Raw genomic sequence first — 18,003 nt, 5'->3', positions numbered from 1 at the left:
ACAAATAGCCTGCAATCTTTAACGCCATCCACAGGGAGTTGTATGCGCAAGGATTACCTGGCGTTCTTCGTTTCGCTGTTCCTGTCGCGGCTGGCAGACCAGATTCTATTGTTCATCGTGCCCCTGATCGTATTTCAGACCACCCAGAGCGTGGCCTGGGCGGGCTTTGCATTTTTTGTCGAGTCATTGCCGCGTTACCTGGCCTTCCCGGTGTGCGGTGCCCTGTGCGACAAGTTCCCTGCCGTGCGCATCCTGCATATCAGCCAGGTCTACCGGGCGCTGGCCTGTGCCGTCACGGTAGGACTGTACGCGTTATTCGACGGTATCTACTGGATCGTGCTGCTGTCGGCGTTGTGCGGGGTATTGACCACCCAAGGCATCATGGCGCGGGAAGTGCTGATGCCGCATATTTTCAAACACTACACCTACGCCAAGACCCTCTCCTACTCACAGATCGCCGACCAGAGCGGCCTGGTGCTGGGCCCGTTGGCGGCCGCGCTGCTCCTGGAAATCTGGGCCTGGCATTGGGTGGTGCTGGGGGTTGCCGGGTTGTTCTGGCTGGCGGACCTGGCCATGCGGATCTGGCGGCGCACCAGCGCGGTAGACCTGCAAACCTTCGAGCAACATCCGGATATCTGGCTGCAACCGTTGCGCATCGCGTTCGGGCATATCCGCAACCGGGCGGAATTAAGGCGGATCATTACCCTGGCGGTAGGCGTGAACCTGATCATCGGCGTGACGCTCGCCACCTCGGCGGCGCTGGTCACCGGCCAGTTCGCCGCCGGCAAGGATGCGTATGCGTTGCTGCAAGCATTGGGAGCGTTGGTGACGATCGGCATTCTGTTTTACCTGGCGCGGGCCGACCTGCCGTTGAGGGTACTGGGCGGTCTGTCGTATTCGATGATCGGCATCGGGGCGCTGATCATGGCCGTCAGCCCAAGCGTATGGCTGTACGCCGTGGGCTTTCTGCTGGTCACCGGTTTCGACAAGATGTTCAACGTCTACCTGCGCAGCACCCGTCAGCGGGTCATTCCGGTCCAGGATTTCGGCAAGACAGTCGGCGTGATCACACTGCTCAACAATCTGGCGCAACCCTTGGCGGGCCTGGCGATAGCGCTGCTGGCCGCGCCCTGGGGCACGCAAACGGTGATCCTGCTGTTGGCGGGCGCCGCCGCGCTGATCGGCACGGCGGTCGCTTCAGGCTGGCACGCCACTGTGAAAGCGGAACTCGACGTCGGGTGACTCGATCAGTTCCTGCTCGGCCGCCCTCACCCGTTCGATCACCTGGGCGATATCCTTGGCGTCGCCATACTGGTACGCCAGCTTCAAGTAACCTTGAAAGTGCCGAGCTTCGCTTTTCAGCAAGCCGAAGTAGAACTTGCCGAGTTCTTCGTCCAAATGCGGCACCAGTGCTTCGAAACGCTCGCAACTGCGCGCTTCGATAAAGGCGCCGACCACCAGGGTGTCCACCAGTTTGACCGGCTCGTGGCTGCGCACCACTTTACGCAACGCCGAGGCATAACGGCCGGCGTGCAGTTGGCGCAGTTCGACCTTGCGCTTTTTCATCAGGCGCATGACTTGTTCGTGATGCACCAGCTCTTCGCGGGCCAGGCGCGACATCATATTGATCAAGTCCACATGGCCGTGGTATTTGGCGATCAGGCTCAAGGCGGTACTGGCGGCTTTGAACTCGCAGTTCTTGTGGTCGATCAGCAGGGTTTCCTGATCGGCCAATGCAGCCTGGACCCAGGCGTCGGGGGTGCGGCAGCCGAGGAATTCGTGGATTTCGGGCAGGTTCATCGGGCTCACGGGCAAAAGGATCACAAAAGGCCGCCGATTATACCGACCACGCCGCAGACCACCAGTCACGGGCCTTGATGTGCATCAACATGCCGCCTGACGGGCAGCAACTATAGTGGTTACATGCCCCCTCTTACTGGAGATCCCGATTATGCAAGCCATCCGCAGCATTTTGGTGGTCATAGAACCCGAACATTCGGAAAGCCTGGCCCTCAAGCGCGCCAAGCTGATCGCCGGGGTCACCGGCGCGCACCTGCACTTACTGGTGTGCGACAAGAAGCACGAGCACTCGGCGCTGCTGAGCCTGCTCAAATCCGGTTTGCAGGAAGACGGCTACAGCGTGACCACCGAACAGGCGTGGAATGACAGCCTGCATGAAACCATCATCGACGTGCAGCAGGCCGAAGGCTGCGGCCTGGTGATCAAGCAACATTTCCCCGACAGCCCGCTGAAAAAGGCCTTGCTCACCCCGGCCGACTGGAAGCTGCTGCGTTATTGCCCGACGCCGGTGCTGCTGGTCAAGACCGCAGGCCCTTGGGCCGGGCGGGTGATTCTGGCCGCCATCGACGTGGGCAACAACGACGCTGAGCACCGCGCCCTGCACAATACGATCATCGACCACGGCTTTGATATCGCCAGCCTGGCCAAGGCGCAGTTGCATGTGATCAGCGCCCATCCGTCGCCGATGTTGTCGGCGGCGGACCCGACATTTCAGCTCAAGGAAACCATCGAGGCGCGTTATCGCGAACAATGCAAGGCGTTTCAGGCCGAGTTCGATGTGGACGATGCCCACCTGCATATCGAAGAAGGGCCGGCGGATGTGCTGATCCCCTTCGAGGCGCATAAGTTGCAAGCGGCGGTGACGATCATCGGCACCGTGGCGCGCACCGGGATTTCCGGAGCGCTGATCGGCAACACGGCGGAAGTGATACTCGACGCCGTGGAAAGCGATGTGCTGGTGCTCAAGCCCGGCACCCTGATGGATCAGTTGGAAGAACTGGCCAACAAAGCCTGACCTGCTCCCCCAGTCAATCAAGTGCAATTGTGGGAGGGGGCTTGCTCCCGATAGCGGTGGTTCAGTTACCTATGAGCTGACTGACCCGGCGCCATCGGGAGCAAGCCCCCTCTCACAGATGTAGTGACTCATCCCTCAGGAAATCCGGGGCGATGTAGCGCTGGTAGTGGGCTTCGGACAGGATGAAAAACTCACGATCAATGGCATCGCGCAGCTGCGGCAACGTCCAATCGCGGAATTCCGGCAGCAGCACCATGCCGTAAGCCTCCAGGTTGGAAATCACCCGCGCACCCCGGGCAATCAACTGGTAGGCCCAGCAATACTCGGACTGGTGCGGCACGAAGCGAATCTTGCGCCGCTCCAGTTGGCTGCGCAGCGTCTTGGGGTCGAACACTTCCAGCTTGCCGGCCATGACCTGCACCAACAACTGCTCCAGCCGCAGCCAGACCGCACGTTTTGCCTCTTCGTCATAGCCATTCCACTGCACCACTTCATGGTGGAAGCGCTTGCAGCCACGGCACACGAGATCGCCGTAAACCGTGGAGCACAGGCCGACGCACGGGGTCTTGATGGTTGAATTGGACATGGGCAACGGCACCCGGCTCAGCGGAACAATGGGCCATGTTAGCCCTTTGTCTAAGGTTGATCACCCTGCAAACTTGGTCAGGCAACTTACCTTTAGATTTTTTTTGCCGTAGAATCATCCGGCCTTGTAAGGCGCCAATAATATCCGCTGGAAGCTGTTTTCAAAGCGTCACGAGCACAGTCGTTCCTTCAGAACGGTGTTGGCGCGTGTTATGACCCGGTAGGTCAAAGCCCGCGCCAACCCTCATCAGCTCCGTTCTGCAGGCGTAAAACTTTGAAAGCAGCTTCTGTGAGGAATGCCGGCAGCGCTGGCTTTGCGGCCCAAAAAGCCCCTGAGCGCATGCGTGCCGTTCATTTCTGGATGAGCGTCCCGTGGGACCACTGATGAGGGTAATAACTGTGCTTGAAGCCTACCGCAAACATATCGAAGAGCGCGCAGCACTGGGTATCGTTCCCCAGCCGCTTAACGCCGAACAAACCGCAGGCCTGGTCGAGCTGCTGAAAAATCCTCCGGCTGGCGAAGAAGAATTCCTCGTTGACCTGATCACCAACCGCATTCCACCAGGCGTTGACGAAGCTGCCTACGTCAAGGCCGGTTTCCTGTCTGCCCTGGCCAAGGGCGAAGCCACTTCCCCCCTGATCAGCAAGCAACGCGCCGTTGAACTGCTGGGCACCATGCAAGGCGGCTACAACATCGTGACCCTGGTCGAACTGCTGGACGATGCCACCCTGGCACCTGTCGCGGCCGACCAACTCAAGCACACCCTGCTGATGTTCGATGCGTTCCACGACGTGTCCGAAAAAGCCAAGAACGGCAACGTGCATGCCAAGGCCGTGATCCAGTCCTGGGCCGACGGCGAATGGTTCAAGAACCGTCCGACCCTGGCCGACAAGATCAGCCTGCGCGTGTTCAAGGTCACCGGCGAAACCAACACCGACGACCTGTCCCCTGCCCCGGATGCCTGGTCCCGCCCTGATATCCCGCTGCACGCCCTGGCCATGCTGAAAATGGCCCGCGAAGGCATCGTACCGGACGAGCAAGGCAAGACCGGCCCGATGAAGCAGATCGAAGAAATGCGCGGCCAAGGCTTCCCGATCGCCTACGTGGGCGACGTGGTCGGCACCGGTTCGTCGCGTAAATCGGCAACCAACTCCGTACTGTGGTTCTTCGGCGACGACGTGCCTTACGTACCGAACAAGCGTGCCGGCGGCTTCTGCTTCGGCAGCAAGATCGCCCCGATCTTCTACAACACCATGGAAGATGCTGGCGCATTGCCGATCGAGTTCGACGTGTCCAACCTGAACATGGGCGACGTGATCGACCTGTACCCGCATGCCGGCAAAGTCTGCAAGCACGGTACCGACGAAGTCCTGGCCACCTTCGAAATGAAGACCCCGGTGCTGCTGGACGAAGTCCGCGCCGGCGGCCGTATCCCGCTGATCATCGGTCGTGGCCTCACTGAAAAGGCCCGCGCTGAACTGGGCCTCGGCCCTACCGACCTGTTCAAGCTGCCTGAAGCCCCTGTCGATACCGGCAAAGGCTACACCCTGGCACAGAAGATGGTCGGCAAGGCTTGCGGCCTGCCGGAAGGCAAAGGCGTTCGTCCAGGCACCTATTGCGAGCCGAAGATGACCACCGTGGGTTCCCAGGACACCACCGGTCCAATGACCCGTGACGAACTCAAAGACCTGGCGTGCCTGGGCTTCTCGACCGATCTGGTAATGCAGTCCTTCTGCCACACCGCGGCCTATCCAAAGCCGATCGACGTGACCACCCACCACACCCTGCCTGACTTCATCATGACCCGTGGCGGCGTATCGCTGCGCCCTGGCGACGGCATCATCCACAGCTGGCTGAACCGCATGCTGCTGCCGGATACCGTCGGTACCGGTGGTGACTCCCACACCCGCTTCCCGATGGGCATCTCGTTCCCGGCCGGTTCCGGCCTGGTGGCGTTCGCCGCCGCCACCGGCGTCATGCCGCTGGACATGCCGGAATCGATCCTGGTGCGCTTCAAAGGCAAAATGAAACCTGGCATCACCCTGCGTGATCTGGTTCATGCCATTCCTTACTACGCCATCCAGTCCGGCCTGCTGACCGTCGAGAAGAAAGGCAAGAAGAACGCCTTCTCCGGCCGCATCCTGGAGATCGAAGGCCTGAACGACCTGACGCTGGAACAGGCTTTCGAACTGTCCGACGCCTCGGCCGAACGTTCGGCTGCCGGTTGCACCATCAAGCTGTCGAAAGAGTCCATCACCGAGTACCTGAACTCCAACATCACCCTGCTGCGTTGGATGATCGGCGAAGGCTACGGCGATGCACGCACCCTGGAACGTCGCGCCCAAGCGATGGAAGCCTGGGTCGCCAACCCTGAACTGATGGAAGCCGATGCCGACGCGGAATACGCCGAAGTCATCGAGATCGACCTGAACGACATCAACGAGCCTATCCTCTGTGCACCGAACGACCCGGACGATGCCCGTCTGCTGTCGAGCGTTGCCGGCGAGAAGATCGACGAAGTGTTCATCGGTTCGTGCATGACCAACATCGGTCACTTCCGCGCTGCCGGTAAGCTGCTGGAACAGGTCAAGGGTCAGCTGCCAACCCGTCTGTGGCTGTCGCCGCCGACCAAGATGGACGCTCACCAACTGACCGAAGAAGGCTACTACGGCATCTACGGCAAGGCTGGCGCACGCATGGAAATGCCAGGCTGCTCGCTGTGCATGGGTAACCAGGCACGCGTAGAGCCGAACTCGACCGTGGTGTCGACCTCGACCCGTAACTTCCCGAACCGTCTGGGTGACGGCGCGAACGTCTACCTGGCTTCGGCTGAGCTGGCGGCCGTGGCTTCCACCCTGGGTCGCCTGCCGACCGTCGAAGAGTACATGGGTTACGCAGCGAAACTGGACACCATGGCCAGTGACGTCTATCGCTACCTGAACTTCGACCAGATCGCCGAGTTCCGCAAGATCGCAGCAAGCGCCAACATTCCGGTAGTTCAAGCTTAACGGTATGTTGATGTAAAGGACGCCGCGCATCGCAAGATACGCGGCGTTTTTTTATGCCCGGAATACAAAAATGTGGGGGCTTTCCCTAATACCCCAGTTAAGACTTAACGCTATCACTGTGGGAGGCGTTACTCATCTCAAGCGCCAATTGCACCGCGCCATCGACACTCAAGCCACTGAGCCGCACCTGCGGTGCCAACGCTTCAGGCAACCCCTGCAAGACCTCGCGGGCATCGTGTCGCACACGAGCCAGCACCAGGCGCTTGCCCAGCGCGTGGACCTGGGCAAAAAATGCCGCCAGCGCTTCGATGCTGGTGCCGTCAAGGTCCGGTGATTCCTCCAGGCTCAACACCATCGCCTCGACCGGCGACTGCCGCATCAGGCGCAAGGCCGCGCCAAGGATGCGCTCGGCATTCGCAAAAAACAGGGCTTCGCTGGGCCGTACGATCAGTACCCCCGGTACAGCCGAAGCATCGGCATGGTGCTGACGGTCGACAAAGTCATGGCTGTCACCCAGGCGCCCCAGTACCTGGATATCGGCTGACGACATCTGACGCAGCATCAGCATCACACTGATTGCGACCGCGAGCAGCAAACCATCCAGCACCCCCAATACCAGCACCGCCGCCACCGCACAGATCACCAGCAAGCGATCGCGCCGCCAGAGGAAATAACGCCCCAGCGGCTGCAAACTCAAGCCGCGCCCCAGCGCATAGATAACGACGGCCGCCAGCACCGGCTCCGGCGTGAGCGCGACATAGGGCAGCACCGTCAGCACAATCAGCAAGGTCACCAGCGCCGCGACGATCCCCGCCAAGCGTGAATAAGCGCCAGCCGCCTCATTGGCCGACGTCGCGGAGTACCCGGCACCGGCCGGCATGCCGTGGAACAGCCCTGAAACCAGGTTGGCCGCACCCAGCGCGAGCAGGTCGCGGTTGGACGACACACGGTCGCCATGCTTGAGCGCGAACGAACTGATAGAGCCGTAGGACTCGGCGTACAGGATCATCACCAGCGCAAACGCCAACTCGCCCAGGCGCAGCCAATCGGCAAACGGCAGCACTGGCAAATGCCCCAGCTCCAGGCGCAGGTCGATCATGCCGATCAGCGCCACGCCATGAGCCTGCAGGTCCAGATACTGCCCGGCAGCGATGCCCAGCACCACAACCACCAGCCCACCAGGCACGCGCGGCAAGCGCGCGCACAGCCACAGCACCAGCAACGCCAGAGCCGCCACCAGGGCCGCAGGCCAGTTCCAGCGCGGCAGTTGCTCCAGCAACTGCGGTAGAAAACGGATCAGGTTGTTATCGGTCAGGTGCACGCCCACCACACTGGCCAATTGCTTGAGGATGATGGTCAGCGCCAGGCCGAAAGCAAAGCCACGCAACACCGGCTTGGCGATGAACGAGGTGACGCCGCCGAGCTTGAACAGGCCGGCCAACAGGAAAAACACCCCAGTGAGCAATACCAATCCGAAGGCCAGGGACAGCCTCAGGGCCGGGTCATCACCGGCCAGGCTGGCCGTTGCCGCCGCCAACACGGCCGCTGATGACGAGGTGGCCGAGACAATCGCAAAACGGCTGGTGCCGAACAGGCCGTAGCACACCAGCCCGGCAAACAAGGCAATCACCCCGGCCTGAGGCGGCAGTGCGGCAATGCTGGAATAGGCCACGGCCTCCGGCAGGAGCAAACCGGCAATGGATAATCCGGCCAGCAGGTCTTGGATACGGTTTGAGGGTACGGCGGCAGGTACATCGGTTTCAGTCTTCAATCGGCCCAACCCATCCTGGCAAAAAGCGTGCGTAAGCTTAGCCCTCATTGCCGGGCCGTGGTTGAGCCGCGTCAGCTTTTGTACCGGCAAAAAAAAGCCGATTCGCGGTGTGCGCGAATCGGCTGTGTGCCTAACGCCCTGAGGTCAGGACAGCAGCGAGTAGATCAACGCCGTGATTGCCACCAGGCCCACGGCCGTGACGAACACGTTGGATGCCTGCCCGCGGTACTTGGCCATGGCCGGCACCTTGCGAATCGCGTACATCGGCATCAGGAACAGGATCGATGCGATCACCGGGCCGCCCAGGGTTTCGATCATGCCAAGGATGCTTGGGTTAAGCGTGGCAACGAGCCAGCACACGATCAGCATAAACGCGGCGGTCAGGCGGTCCAGTGACTTGGCGGCCGGACGGCGACCGGTCTTGAGCACCAGGCCCTTGAGACCTTCGCTGGCCCCGATGTAGTGGCCAAGGAACGACTTGGCAATCGCCACAAATGCAATCAGCGGCGCGGCGAAAGCGATAGTCGGGTTATCGAAGTGGTTGGCCAGGTACGACAGGATCGACAAGTTCTGGGCTTTCGCTTCCGCCAGTTGCGCCGGCGACAAGGTCAACACACAACTGAACACGAAGAACAGCACCATCGCCACCATCAACAGGTGCGCGCGGGACAGGATCTGTGAACTGCGCTCATCAGCGTGGGCGCCGTACTGGCGTTTCTGATCAACGGCGAACGCCGAGATGATCGGCGAATGGTTGAACGAGAACACCATCACCGGAATCGCCAGCCACAGCGTGTTAAGCAGCGCCGAGGGTGCCGGCACTTCGTTGGCGGTGCTCAGGATGCCGCCGGTCCAGTGCGGCACCAGGTACACCGCCAGGAACAGCAAGGCCACGATGAACGGGTACACCATCAGGCTCATGGCCTTGACGATCACTTGTTCACCGCAGCGCACTACCGCCAGCAGGCCGAGGATCAGCACGAACGCCAGGACCGCACGAGGCGGCGGCAGGATGTGCAATTGGTGCTCCATGAAGCTGCTGACCGTGTTGGTCAGCGCCACGCTGTAGATCAGCAGGATCGGGAAGATCGCGAAGAAGTACAACAGGGTGATCAATGCGCCGGCCTTGAGGCCGAAATGCTCTTCGACGACATCGGTAATGTCGGAACCGTCGCGGCCGGACAAGACGAAACGGGTCAGGCCACGGTGGGCAAAGAATGTCATCGGGAATGCCAGTACCGCGAGGATCACCAGCGGCCAGAAGCCCCCCAGACCCGCGTTGATCGGCAAGAACAAAGTACCGGCGCCAATGGCGGTGCCGAACAGGCCGAGCATCCAGGTCGTGTCCTGGCGGCTCCAGCTTGTGAGGGTTGCAGGTGTCGTTGCATAACGTTCGTCGACGCTATTGGCCTGATCATTCATCCGGTCGGATCTCCGCATTCACACGGCCGGGACGAGTCAGAAATACCTGACAGGCAGCGCCCCAGCCATAACAAGCGCGCGATTCTCCGGGATTCTTTCGAATAAGCAAAGACTTAGCTGAGGAACGGTGTTGCGGTGCAGATGCGCAAGGTCGGCCATAAGCCGCGGTATCAGCGGGCCGCAGCACAATACAGGGCAACCGGAAGGGCTTTCAGTCGTGTCCATTGACAGCCCGCCGCCCTTCCCCGCATCATCAAACCATGAACCCAATCCCGTTGCGCCTCACCCGTACCACCACCACGACCGCTCATGGCGGGTCGTGCGGTTGCCGTGGGTGCGTGAACTAGAGACACCCCCAAACAACCCAAGGCCCCGCCAGCAATGGACGGGGCCTTTTTATTGCCTCGCCCTCTGGCCACTGCAAGGAGCAAGACCATGGCTAACGCCCTGTTGATCATCGATATGCAAACCGGTTTATACGATGGGCCGGAAAAACCCTTCGAGCGCGAACGCGTTCTGGGCACCATCAACCAGCTGATTCAGCGCGCTCGCAAAGCCCAGGCACCGATATTCGTGGCCCGCCACACCGGCCCCGAGGGTTCACCGATCGCAGCCGGCAGCGCGCTCTGGCAGCTCTGGCCGGGCCTGGACGTCGACCCGGCCCGCGACCATCTGTTCGATAAAACCCGCCCCAGTTGCTTTCTCGGCACCCGCCTGGCGCAGCAACTGGCAGCGGCGCAGGTCAATGAATTGGTGATCGTGGGCATGAAGACCCAGTTCTGTATCGACACCACCTGTCGAGTGGCAGCCGAGCTGGGTTTCTCGGTGGTGTTGCCGGAGGATGGCCATACGTGCATGGACACCCCGGCGCTGAAGGCCGAGGCGATCATTGAGCATCACAATGCGACGTTGGCGGGCGCGTTTGTGAAGCGAGTCAAATCGCTGGATGTGGTTTTTTAGCCGCCCCATGCGGGATTTTCTGATCGGACAAATTGTTCCGCCCTACAAATCCCGCATACTGCCCCTATCAAACCCTTCAGGAAGAGCCTTGCGATGTCCACCACTGTTCTGGTCCTGGTTGAAACCATCAACGACTACCTGTCCATCATCGAGGACAGCGAGTTCCATGTAATCCTGGCTCCGACGCCCGCCGAACGCGCCCAGGCGATCAAGACCCACGGCGGGCAGATCAAGGCTGTGCTGACCCGTGGGCCACTGGGGCTGTACGCCGAGGAAATCGCTGCGTTGCCGCTGCTGGAGATCATCTGCGTGATCGGTGCCGGCTACGAGCATGTGGACCTGCAGGCGGCGAGCAATCGCGGGATCGTGGTGACCAATGGCGCCGGGGTGAATGCGCCGTCGGTGGCCGACCACGCCATGGCGTTGCTGCTGTCGCTGGTGCGCGGTATTCCCCAGACCGATGCGGCGGTACGGCGCAGTGAATGGCCGAAGGTCATGCGCCCTTCCCTGGGCGGTAAACAATTGGGCATTCTCGGGCTCGGTGCAGTCGGCATGGAGATCGCCAAGCGCGCTTCACTCGGTTTCGGCATGGAGGTCAGTTATCACAACCGCCAGCCCCGTGATGATGTGGACTACACCTACTGCGCAACGGCGATAGAACTGGCGCGCACCTCAGACTTCCTGATCCTGGCCACGCCGGGCGGCGCGGGCACCCGCCATCTGATCGATCGCCATGCGCTCGACGCCCTGGGGCCGAACGGCTATCTGGTGAACATCGGACGTGGCAGCGTGGTGGTCACCGCTGACCTGGTCGCCGCCCTTGAGCAACGGCGTATCGGCGGCGCGGCGCTGGATGTATTCGATGATGAGCCCAAAGTGCCAGACGCCCTCAAGCGCCTGAGTAATACCGTGCTCACCTCGCATGTGGCCGGCCTGTCGCCGGAAGCCGCCCATGACACGGTGCAACGCGTGGCCGACAACCTGGTGGAATATTTCGCCGGCCGTCCGGTGCTGACCCCGGTCCCCCTCCCGCCACGCAACTAGTAGCGATTAGCCAGCTACGTCGTAAAACCTGTCTACACTGCATGCGGGGATGCTCAGGACGCCGGTGCAGGACCGGCGAAGGAACGCACAATGGTTGGCCATGGACCCGGCCCGGCCCGTCAACGCGGTGCCATTGGTTTGATCGGCGCATTGACGCTTGGGATCGCGCTGTTGTTTCTGCTATTGGTGGTCGACAGTGGCCGCCTGTACCTGGAAAAACGCAAGCTGCAACGCGTCGTCGACACTGCGGCGCTGGAAGCCGTCAGCCGCGGCGGCAAATGCACGGCGCCGAATGACAATGCCGCGCAATTCGCGACCCAAAGCGCCCTGCGCAATGACTTCCCGGTCGATGCAAACCGTACGTTGAGCACCGCCTGCGGCGCCCTGGCCACCGGCGCGGACTTTATGCGCACCTTCAGCGCCGACCCGAGCAAAACCGATGCGATCCAGGTGATCGCCACCCACCGCGTTGCCACCAGCATCGCCCATGCCCTGCACACACTGTTTTCGGCACAGCCCATCAGCCTGACCACGCTGCTGAGCGCCACCGCCGTGGCCGCCGCCCCCGCACCACCGGTGGCCACACTCACCGTGCGCAGCACCTTGCTGACGATAGACAGCACTCAGTCCGCCGCCCTCAATGGCCTGATCGGCGGCCTGCTGGGCGGCAAGCTGCAGCTCGACGCGGTGGGTTGGAATGGCTTGATCAACACCGATATCAGCCTGCTCAGCTACCTGGATGCCCTGGCCATCCGCCTGAATGTCAGCGCCGGCAACTACGACCAACTGCTCCAGACCGACGCCACCGTTGGCCAGTTGATCCAGGCCGCCATCGACGTGCTCAAGCTGGGCGGCGACGCGGTCCAAGTGGTGATCAACAACCTGGAAACCATCAAGCTGATCGCACCCGGCACGCAGATCCTGCACCTGGGTGACCTGGTCAAGATCCAGAACGGCACCGATAAAAGCGCACTGAATGTCGACTTGCAACTGTTCAACCTGATCCAGGGCTTTGTGCAACTGTCGAACAAGGCCAGCGCGGTGGCGGTCGAGCTGCCGGTCGATGTGCTGGGCTTGTTGAATGTCACGGTCAAGACCCGGGTCATCGAGCCTGCCCAGATCTCCGCTATCGGTAACCCGCAGTTGATCGACACCCAGCCGATTGCGGTGCGCACGGCGCAAGTCAGGACCTGGATTTCCCTTAAACTGCCGGTGATCGACGGGCTCACCAAGGTGATCGGCCTGGTCACCGACCTGGTGGGTTTGCTGCTGGGCAGCTCATTGGATGTGGTGCCTGGCACGCAAATCGATATCGCCCTGGAGGCCGCCAGCGGCAGCAGCTACGTGACCGGCTATGGTTGCAACGGGCCCGCCGACAAATCCCTCTCGGTGTCAGGCACCACCTCAGCCGTCAGGCTGATGGTGGGCCAGGTCGACCCGAAGAACCTGTTCTCATCCACCGCCCCGCTGAAAGTCGACGACTTCCCGCTCCTCGACCTTGGCGTCAAGACCTGCAGCAAAGGCGTGTGCGACCCACGACAACCCTACGCAGTCGGCGGCCTGAGCCTGCGCGTCGACAGCAGCGTGGCCAAGACCACCCGCGCCCATGTCTATGTGTCGCCACCGGAGGTCAAGCAACCGCCGAGCTATTTCAGTTTCAGCGCCAATAACGTGGTCGGCAGCTTGAGCGACACCCTCAACGGTATCCGGCTGACCAGCCATACACCGACACTCACCGGGCTTCTCGGTTTGGTGGTGGGCCTGGTGGTCGACGTGCTGACCGGCGTGCTGAACCTGCTCAGCGGGGTCATCTCCGGCCTGCTCAGCCCTTTGCTCGACCCGCTGGTCAATAACCTGCTCGCCGGCCTGGGCGTGGACCTGGCAAAAGTCGAAATCGGTGCCAACCTGTCCTGTACTCCCGGCGGCCGTGCCGTGCTGGTGATTTGAGCACATCAGGCCCGCTGATCATCCTCCAACACGCTAACCTATTAAGCCGCCCCGACCTTGTCGCTGAGCGGCGGCGCGCATTAGATTAGCCAATAGTCCACGGCCTTTAAAATAAGCAGAAGGGATAAGCATGGCGCTTAACGACCAATCGACTCAGATCCGCCCAGGCGAAGAACTGGATGCCAGCCTGATCGATCCTTACCTCAAGGCCCACATTCCGGGGCTGAGCGGCACAGTCAAGATCAGCCAATTCCCCGGCGGTGCGTCCAACCTGACTTACCTGCTGGAATACCCGGGCCAGGAGTTCGTACTGCGCCGCCCGCCATTTGGCCACAAGGCCAAGTCCGCCCACGACATGGGCCGCGAATACCGCATTCTCAATCAGCTCAGGGATGGGTTCCCGTACTGCCCGAAAGCCTACGTGCATTGCACGGATGAATCGGTGATCGGCGCCGAGTTCTACGTCATGGAACGGGTCAACGGCATCATCCTGCGCTCTGACCTGCCGGCCGAACTGGAGCTGGACGCGACCAGAACCGAAGCCCTGTGCAAAAGCTTCATCGATAAATTCGTCGAACTGCACCAAGTGGATTACACCGCCTGCGGCCTGGCCGACCTGGGTAAACCCGAAGGCTATGTCGCACGGCAGATTCGTGGCTGGAGCGAGCGTTACGAAAAGGCCTTGACCCCGGACGCGCCCAGTTGGGAGAAAGTGCGTCTGTGGCTCAACGACAAGATGCCGGCCGACCATCCGACGTCCAGCATCGTGCACAACGACTACCGTTTCGACAACGTGATCCTCGACCCGCACAACCCGATGCAGATCATCGGCGTACTGGACTGGGAGTTGACCACCCTCGGCGACCCCTTGATGGACTTGGGCAACACCCTCGCCTACTGGATCGAAGCCGCCGACCCCGCACCCGTGCAACTGATGCGCCGCCAGCCGAGCAACGCCCCCGGCATGCTCACCCGCCGTCAGTTTGTCGATTACTACGCCGAACGTTCCGGCCTGCAGATCGACAACTTCGACTTCTACTACACCTATGGCCTGTTCCGCCTGGCCGGGATCGTGCAGCAGATCTACTACCGTTTCTTCCATGGCCAGACCCAGGACAAACGCTTTGCGCAGTTCATCCAGATGAACAAGCTGCTCGAGCAGATGAGCCTGAATGTCATCGCCAAATCTGCACTCTGATTACCAGAACAAGGAAACCTCATGTCCAAGACCAACCTGTTCGACCTCGACGGCAAGATCGCCTTTGTTTCCGGTGCCAGCCGCGGTATCGGTGAGGCCATCGCCAAGCTGCTGGCCCAGCAAGGCGCCCACGTGATCGTGTCCAGCCGCAAGCTGGAGGGCTGCCAGCACGTGGCCGACGCGATCATCGCCGACGGCGGCAAAGCCACCGCGATTGCCTGCCATATTGGTGAAATGGAGCAGATCACCCAAGTGTTCGCCGGCATCCGGGAACAGTTCGGGCGCCTGGACATCCTGGTCAATAACGCGGCGACCAACCCGCAATTCTGCAATGTGCTGGACACCGACCTCGGCGCGTTCCAGAAGACCGTCGACGTGAACATTCGCGGCTATTTCTTCATGTCGGTGGAGGCCGGTAAATTGATGCGCGAGAACGGCGGCGGCAGCATCATCAACGTGGCCTCGATCAACGGCATTTCCCCAGGCGTGTTCCAGGGCATCTACTCGGTGACCAAGGCGGCCGTGATCAACATGACCAAGGTGTTCGCCAAGGAATGTGCGGCGTTCGGCATTCGTTGCAACGCGCTGCTGCCGGGCCTGACCGATACCAAATTCGCCTCGGCGCTGGTGAAGAACGATTCGATCCTGAAAATGGCCCTGGCGCAGATCCCGCTCAAGCGTGTCGCCGACCCGAGCGAGATGGCCGGTGCGGTATTGTTCCTGGCCAGTGATGCGTCGAGCTACACCACCGGTGTATCGCTGAATGTGGACGGCGGCTTCCTGTCCTGAACCCAACTGTAGTGAGCGGGCTCGTCCCGCGCTGGGGGGCGAAGCCGCCCCAACATGGACGCCGCGGTGTTTCAGGACAACCGAGGTGCCTGGGTTTAGGGCGGCTGCGCCCCCCAGCGCGGGGCAAGCCCGCTCACTACAAGTATCAGGGGGGATTTGCGGGTAACCTTGGCGCAGACCGATCTGTCCCAGGATGAAACATGGAATTGCACCTCGTCATCAATGGCCGCAAGGACCTGGCCGCCCAGCTTTACCAGCAGTTGCGCGAAGCCATCGCCGCCGGGCGGCTTTCGGCCGGCGCGCAACTGCCTCCCAGCCGCCTGCTCGCCGAGCAGCTAGGCATATCACGCAAGACCGTCTCCGACACCTACGCCACGCTGACGTATGAAGGGTTGCTGGTCGGCAAGATCGGCCGGGGCACCTTCGTCAACGCCTGGGCGCCGCCGCCCGAGCGCCTGCAAACCGCCGCCGACCTGGCCTGTGTCGCCAACCTGGAAAAATGGGCCGCGTTGCCCTCGCCCATGCACCACCCCACACCTGAGAAAACCCTGCGTTATGAATTCCTCGGCGGGGCCACCACGCGCAATCAATTTCCCCAGGATGAATGGCGACGTTGTACCCAGGATGCATTACGTCGTGTCGCACTCAACAGCGGTTTTTACAGCCAACCGGAAGGTCTGCCGGCATTGCGCGAGGCTATCGCCGGGCATATCGCCTTTTCTCGCGGGGTGAAATGCCACGCCAATGACATTGTGGTCACCAACGGCGCGCAACAAGCGCTGGACCTGATCGCCCGCGTGGTGGTGGAACCCGGCACTCTCGTCGCCATGGAAGACCCCGGCTACAGCCCCGCCCGCCAGCTGTTCACGGCCATGGGCGCGCGCATTGCCGACGTGCCGGTGGATGCCCAGGGTATCCAGGTCGACCAGATCCCCGACGACACGCGACTAATCTATGTGACCCCGTCCCACCAGTTCCCCCTGGGCATGCCCATGAGCCTGGCGCGCCGCGAAGCCTTGCTGGCCCGCGCACTTGCGTTGGGCGCGATCATCATCGAAGACGACTACGACAGTGATTTCCGCTACGAAGGTCGCCCCGCCAACTCCCTGCAAAGCATGGACAACCGAGGCTTGGTGGCCTACGTCGGGACCTTCTCCAAATCCCTGCTGCCGCAGCTGCGCCTGGGCTATGCCGTACTGCCGCCAGCCATTCATGGCGCAGTGCTCAAGGCCAAGCAATTGACCGATCAGCACAGCTCCACGTTGCCGCAATGGGCATTGGCCAAGTTCATCAGCGAAGGCTGTTTGCTCAAGCATATTCGCCGCTGCCACTCGGTCTACGCCGGGCGCCGCGAGCGCATCCTGCAGCGCCTGGCCGGGGACCTGTCGCCGTGGTTCGAAGCGGTGCCCAGTGTGATCGGGTTTCATATGGCGGCGTTGTGCAAGGCGCCGCTGGATATCGCGAAGCTGATTCGGTTGGCACGGGAGGCGGACGTCGGCCTGTACCCGCTGGATGTGTTCTTTCATAGCGCGCCGGTGCGCCAGGGCCTGACGCTCGGGTTCGGCGCGATCGAACTGCTGGACATCGACCCGGCGCTGGACCGGGTGCGCGATATCCTGCGCCAGATGGGCTAGAGCGCCGACGCGGTGAAGCCTCGCAGGCGCAAATCAGCGCCTCACGGGCGCTTGAAGTGCCGGCGCAGCTCTTCAATGCGCGGCCGGCAAGCACAGCCCTCCAGGTGATCATTGACCATGCCCATGGCCTGCATCAACGCGTACATCGTGGTCGGGCCAACGTAGGTCCAGCCGCGCTTCTTCAGGGCCTTCGACAACCGCACCGACGCCGCAGACGTCGGGTTGCCCGTCCAGTAAGCCAGGTCCACCTGCGCCGGACGCTCGTCATCCGAGGGTTCAAACGCCCACAACCAGCGCGCCAGCGAGCCGGTTTCATCCACCAGCTCACACGCCCGGCGCGCATTGTTGAGCGTGGACACGATCTTCGCCCGGTTACGCACGATGCCCGGATCTTTCATCAAGCGCTCTATATCGGCCTCGCCGTATTGCGCCACACGCCGAAAATCAAACCCCTCGAATGCCGCCCGGAACTGCTCGCGCTTACGCAAGATGGTGATCCACGCCATGCCCGCCTGAAAACCTTCCAGGCAAATTTTCTCGTACAGCTGAATATCATCCGCCACCGGCACGCCCCACTCGTGGTCGTGATAATGCGGATATTCCGGCGCCGAGGTGCGCCAAGTGCAGTAGGTCAGCCCTGTTGTATCCGTGGTCAGCCCTGGCTTGTCCATGCGTTACCTCTCAATCAAGGCGCGGATAATAAGCGAAAAAAATTCCGACCCGCCAACCGCTCAAGCCTGAGTCTCACCGACCAACTGGTCAGACCGGGACCGGTCAAGCCCTGAATTTTTACTTGTGATTTCAAAAAAACCCGGCGTAGACTGGCCCG

14 protein-coding genes are annotated in these 18,003 nt (G+C 61.5%); 9 read left to right on the top strand and 5 right to left on the bottom strand.

Annotated features, from left to right (window positions below; all coding sequences use genetic code 11):
- The first annotated feature begins 42 nt into the window (after window positions 1–42).
- On the top strand, window positions 43–1,242 hold the full coding sequence (locus ACQRBV_RS20325) for an MFS transporter (RefSeq protein WP_411984247.1): 1,200 nt from the start codon (window positions 43–45) through the stop codon (window positions 1,240–1,242).
- On the opposite strand, the gene ACQRBV_RS20320 is transcribed toward ACQRBV_RS20325, so the two are convergent.
- Window positions 1,198–1,800 (bottom strand): tRNA-(ms[2]io[6]A)-hydroxylase, encoded by a 603-nt coding sequence (locus ACQRBV_RS20320; RefSeq protein WP_060752643.1) that lies wholly within the window; start codon window positions 1,798–1,800, stop codon window positions 1,198–1,200. The genes ACQRBV_RS20325 and ACQRBV_RS20320 overlap by 45 nt on opposite strands.
- A gap of 151 nt (window positions 1,801–1,951) precedes the next feature.
- Here ACQRBV_RS20320 and ACQRBV_RS20315 point away from each other — a divergent pair, with 151 nt between their 5' ends.
- Window positions 1,952–2,815, top strand: coding sequence for a universal stress protein (locus ACQRBV_RS20315; protein ID WP_411984248.1), 864 nt, complete (start codon window positions 1,952–1,954; stop codon window positions 2,813–2,815).
- A gap of 112 nt (window positions 2,816–2,927) precedes the next feature.
- Here the strand turns inward: ACQRBV_RS20315 and ACQRBV_RS20310 are convergent, their stop codons facing one another.
- Window positions 2,928–3,401: a DUF1289 domain-containing protein gene (locus ACQRBV_RS20310; RefSeq protein WP_104993960.1), complete on the bottom strand. Its 474-nt coding sequence runs from the start codon at window positions 3,399–3,401 to the stop codon at window positions 2,928–2,930.
- Window positions 3,402–3,799: 398 nt separating this feature from the next.
- On the opposite strand from ACQRBV_RS20310, the gene acnB reads away from it, so the two are divergent.
- Complete coding sequence (gene acnB / locus ACQRBV_RS20305) at window positions 3,800–6,409, top strand: bifunctional aconitate hydratase 2/2-methylisocitrate dehydratase (RefSeq protein ID WP_060752641.1); 2,610 nt, start codon at window positions 3,800–3,802, stop codon at window positions 6,407–6,409.
- 97 nt (window positions 6,410–6,506) lie between these two features.
- Here the strand turns inward: acnB and ACQRBV_RS20300 are convergent, their stop codons facing one another.
- Window positions 6,507–8,180 carry a SulP family inorganic anion transporter gene (locus ACQRBV_RS20300; protein WP_411984249.1) on the bottom strand — a complete coding sequence of 558 codons (1,674 nt, stop codon included), beginning with the start codon at window positions 8,178–8,180 and terminating at the stop codon, window positions 6,507–6,509.
- Between the two features lie 144 nt (window positions 8,181–8,324).
- Window positions 8,325–9,602, bottom strand: coding sequence for a serine/threonine transporter (locus tag ACQRBV_RS20295; RefSeq protein ID WP_090370692.1), 1,278 nt, complete (start codon window positions 9,600–9,602; stop codon window positions 8,325–8,327).
- A 435-nt stretch (window positions 9,603–10,037) separates the two neighbouring features.
- On the opposite strand from ACQRBV_RS20295, the gene ACQRBV_RS20290 reads away from it, so the two are divergent.
- The 6 genes from ACQRBV_RS20290 (at window position 10,038) to ACQRBV_RS20265 (ending at window position 17,174) form a co-directional block, all read left to right on the top strand.
- A complete protein-coding gene (locus ACQRBV_RS20290; RefSeq protein WP_411984250.1) occupies window positions 10,038–10,562 on the top strand; it encodes a cysteine hydrolase family protein in 525 nt (174 codons plus the stop codon).
- A gap of 93 nt (window positions 10,563–10,655) precedes the next feature.
- On the top strand, window positions 10,656–11,606 hold the full coding sequence (locus tag ACQRBV_RS20285) for a 2-hydroxyacid dehydrogenase (protein ID WP_244383357.1): 951 nt from the start codon (window positions 10,656–10,658) through the stop codon (window positions 11,604–11,606).
- A 90-nt stretch (window positions 11,607–11,696) separates the two neighbouring features.
- A complete protein-coding gene (locus tag ACQRBV_RS20280) occupies window positions 11,697–13,553 on the top strand; it encodes a pilus assembly protein TadG-related protein (protein ID WP_411984251.1) in 1,857 nt (618 codons plus the stop codon).
- Window positions 13,554–13,683: 130 nt separating this feature from the next.
- Window positions 13,684–14,751, top strand: a complete 1,068-nt coding sequence (locus ACQRBV_RS20275) for a phosphotransferase family protein (RefSeq protein ID WP_411984252.1) — start codon at window positions 13,684–13,686, stop codon at window positions 14,749–14,751.
- Between the two features lie 21 nt (window positions 14,752–14,772).
- Window positions 14,773–15,540, top strand: coding sequence for an SDR family oxidoreductase (locus ACQRBV_RS20270; protein ID WP_060752634.1), 768 nt, complete (start codon window positions 14,773–14,775; stop codon window positions 15,538–15,540).
- A 200-nt stretch (window positions 15,541–15,740) separates the two neighbouring features.
- Window positions 15,741–17,174 (top strand): PLP-dependent aminotransferase family protein, encoded by a 1,434-nt coding sequence (locus tag ACQRBV_RS20265; protein WP_411984253.1) that lies wholly within the window; start codon window positions 15,741–15,743, stop codon window positions 17,172–17,174.
- A 41-nt stretch (window positions 17,175–17,215) separates the two neighbouring features.
- Here ACQRBV_RS20265 and ACQRBV_RS20260 read toward each other — a convergent pair whose 3' ends face one another.
- Window positions 17,216–17,845, bottom strand: a complete 630-nt coding sequence (locus ACQRBV_RS20260) for a DNA-3-methyladenine glycosylase I (protein ID WP_411984254.1) — start codon at window positions 17,843–17,845, stop codon at window positions 17,216–17,218.
- Window positions 17,846–18,003: the final 158 nt, after the last annotated feature.

Source organism: Pseudomonas sp. R11F (genome assembly GCF_050312575.1).
Lineage (GTDB): Bacteria > Pseudomonadota > Gammaproteobacteria > Pseudomonadales > Pseudomonadaceae > Aquipseudomonas > Aquipseudomonas palleroniana.
This window is presented reverse-complemented; position numbering and strand designations above follow the sequence as displayed.

What these genes read in the sequence shown, in the direction of transcription:
- ACQRBV_RS20325 (WP_411984247.1), top strand. Translation starts at nt 43, where the DNA reads ATGCGCAAGGATTACCTGGCGTTCTTCGTTTCGCTGTTCCTGTCGCGG.
- ACQRBV_RS20320 (WP_060752643.1), bottom strand. Translation starts at nt 1,800, where the DNA reads ATGAACCTGCCCGAAATCCACGAATTCCTCGGCTGCCGCACCCCCGAC.
- ACQRBV_RS20315 (WP_411984248.1), top strand. Translation starts at nt 1,952, where the DNA reads ATGCAAGCCATCCGCAGCATTTTGGTGGTCATAGAACCCGAACATTCG.
- ACQRBV_RS20310 (WP_104993960.1), bottom strand. Translation starts at nt 3,401, where the DNA reads ATGTCCAATTCAACCATCAAGACCCCGTGCGTCGGCCTGTGCTCCACG.
- ACQRBV_RS20295 (WP_090370692.1), bottom strand. Translation starts at nt 9,602, where the DNA reads ATGAATGATCAGGCCAATAGCGTCGACGAACGTTATGCAACGACACCT.
- ACQRBV_RS20290 (WP_411984250.1), top strand. Translation starts at nt 10,038, where the DNA reads ATGGCTAACGCCCTGTTGATCATCGATATGCAAACCGGTTTATACGAT.
- ACQRBV_RS20285 (WP_244383357.1), top strand. Translation starts at nt 10,656, where the DNA reads ATGTCCACCACTGTTCTGGTCCTGGTTGAAACCATCAACGACTACCTG.
- ACQRBV_RS20280 (WP_411984251.1), top strand. Translation starts at nt 11,697, where the DNA reads ATGGTTGGCCATGGACCCGGCCCGGCCCGTCAACGCGGTGCCATTGGT.
- ACQRBV_RS20275 (WP_411984252.1), top strand. Translation starts at nt 13,684, where the DNA reads ATGGCGCTTAACGACCAATCGACTCAGATCCGCCCAGGCGAAGAACTG.
- ACQRBV_RS20270 (WP_060752634.1), top strand. Translation starts at nt 14,773, where the DNA reads ATGTCCAAGACCAACCTGTTCGACCTCGACGGCAAGATCGCCTTTGTT.
- ACQRBV_RS20265 (WP_411984253.1), top strand. Translation starts at nt 15,741, where the DNA reads ATGGAATTGCACCTCGTCATCAATGGCCGCAAGGACCTGGCCGCCCAG.
- ACQRBV_RS20260 (WP_411984254.1), bottom strand. Translation starts at nt 17,845, where the DNA reads ATGGACAAGCCAGGGCTGACCACGGATACAACAGGGCTGACCTACTGC.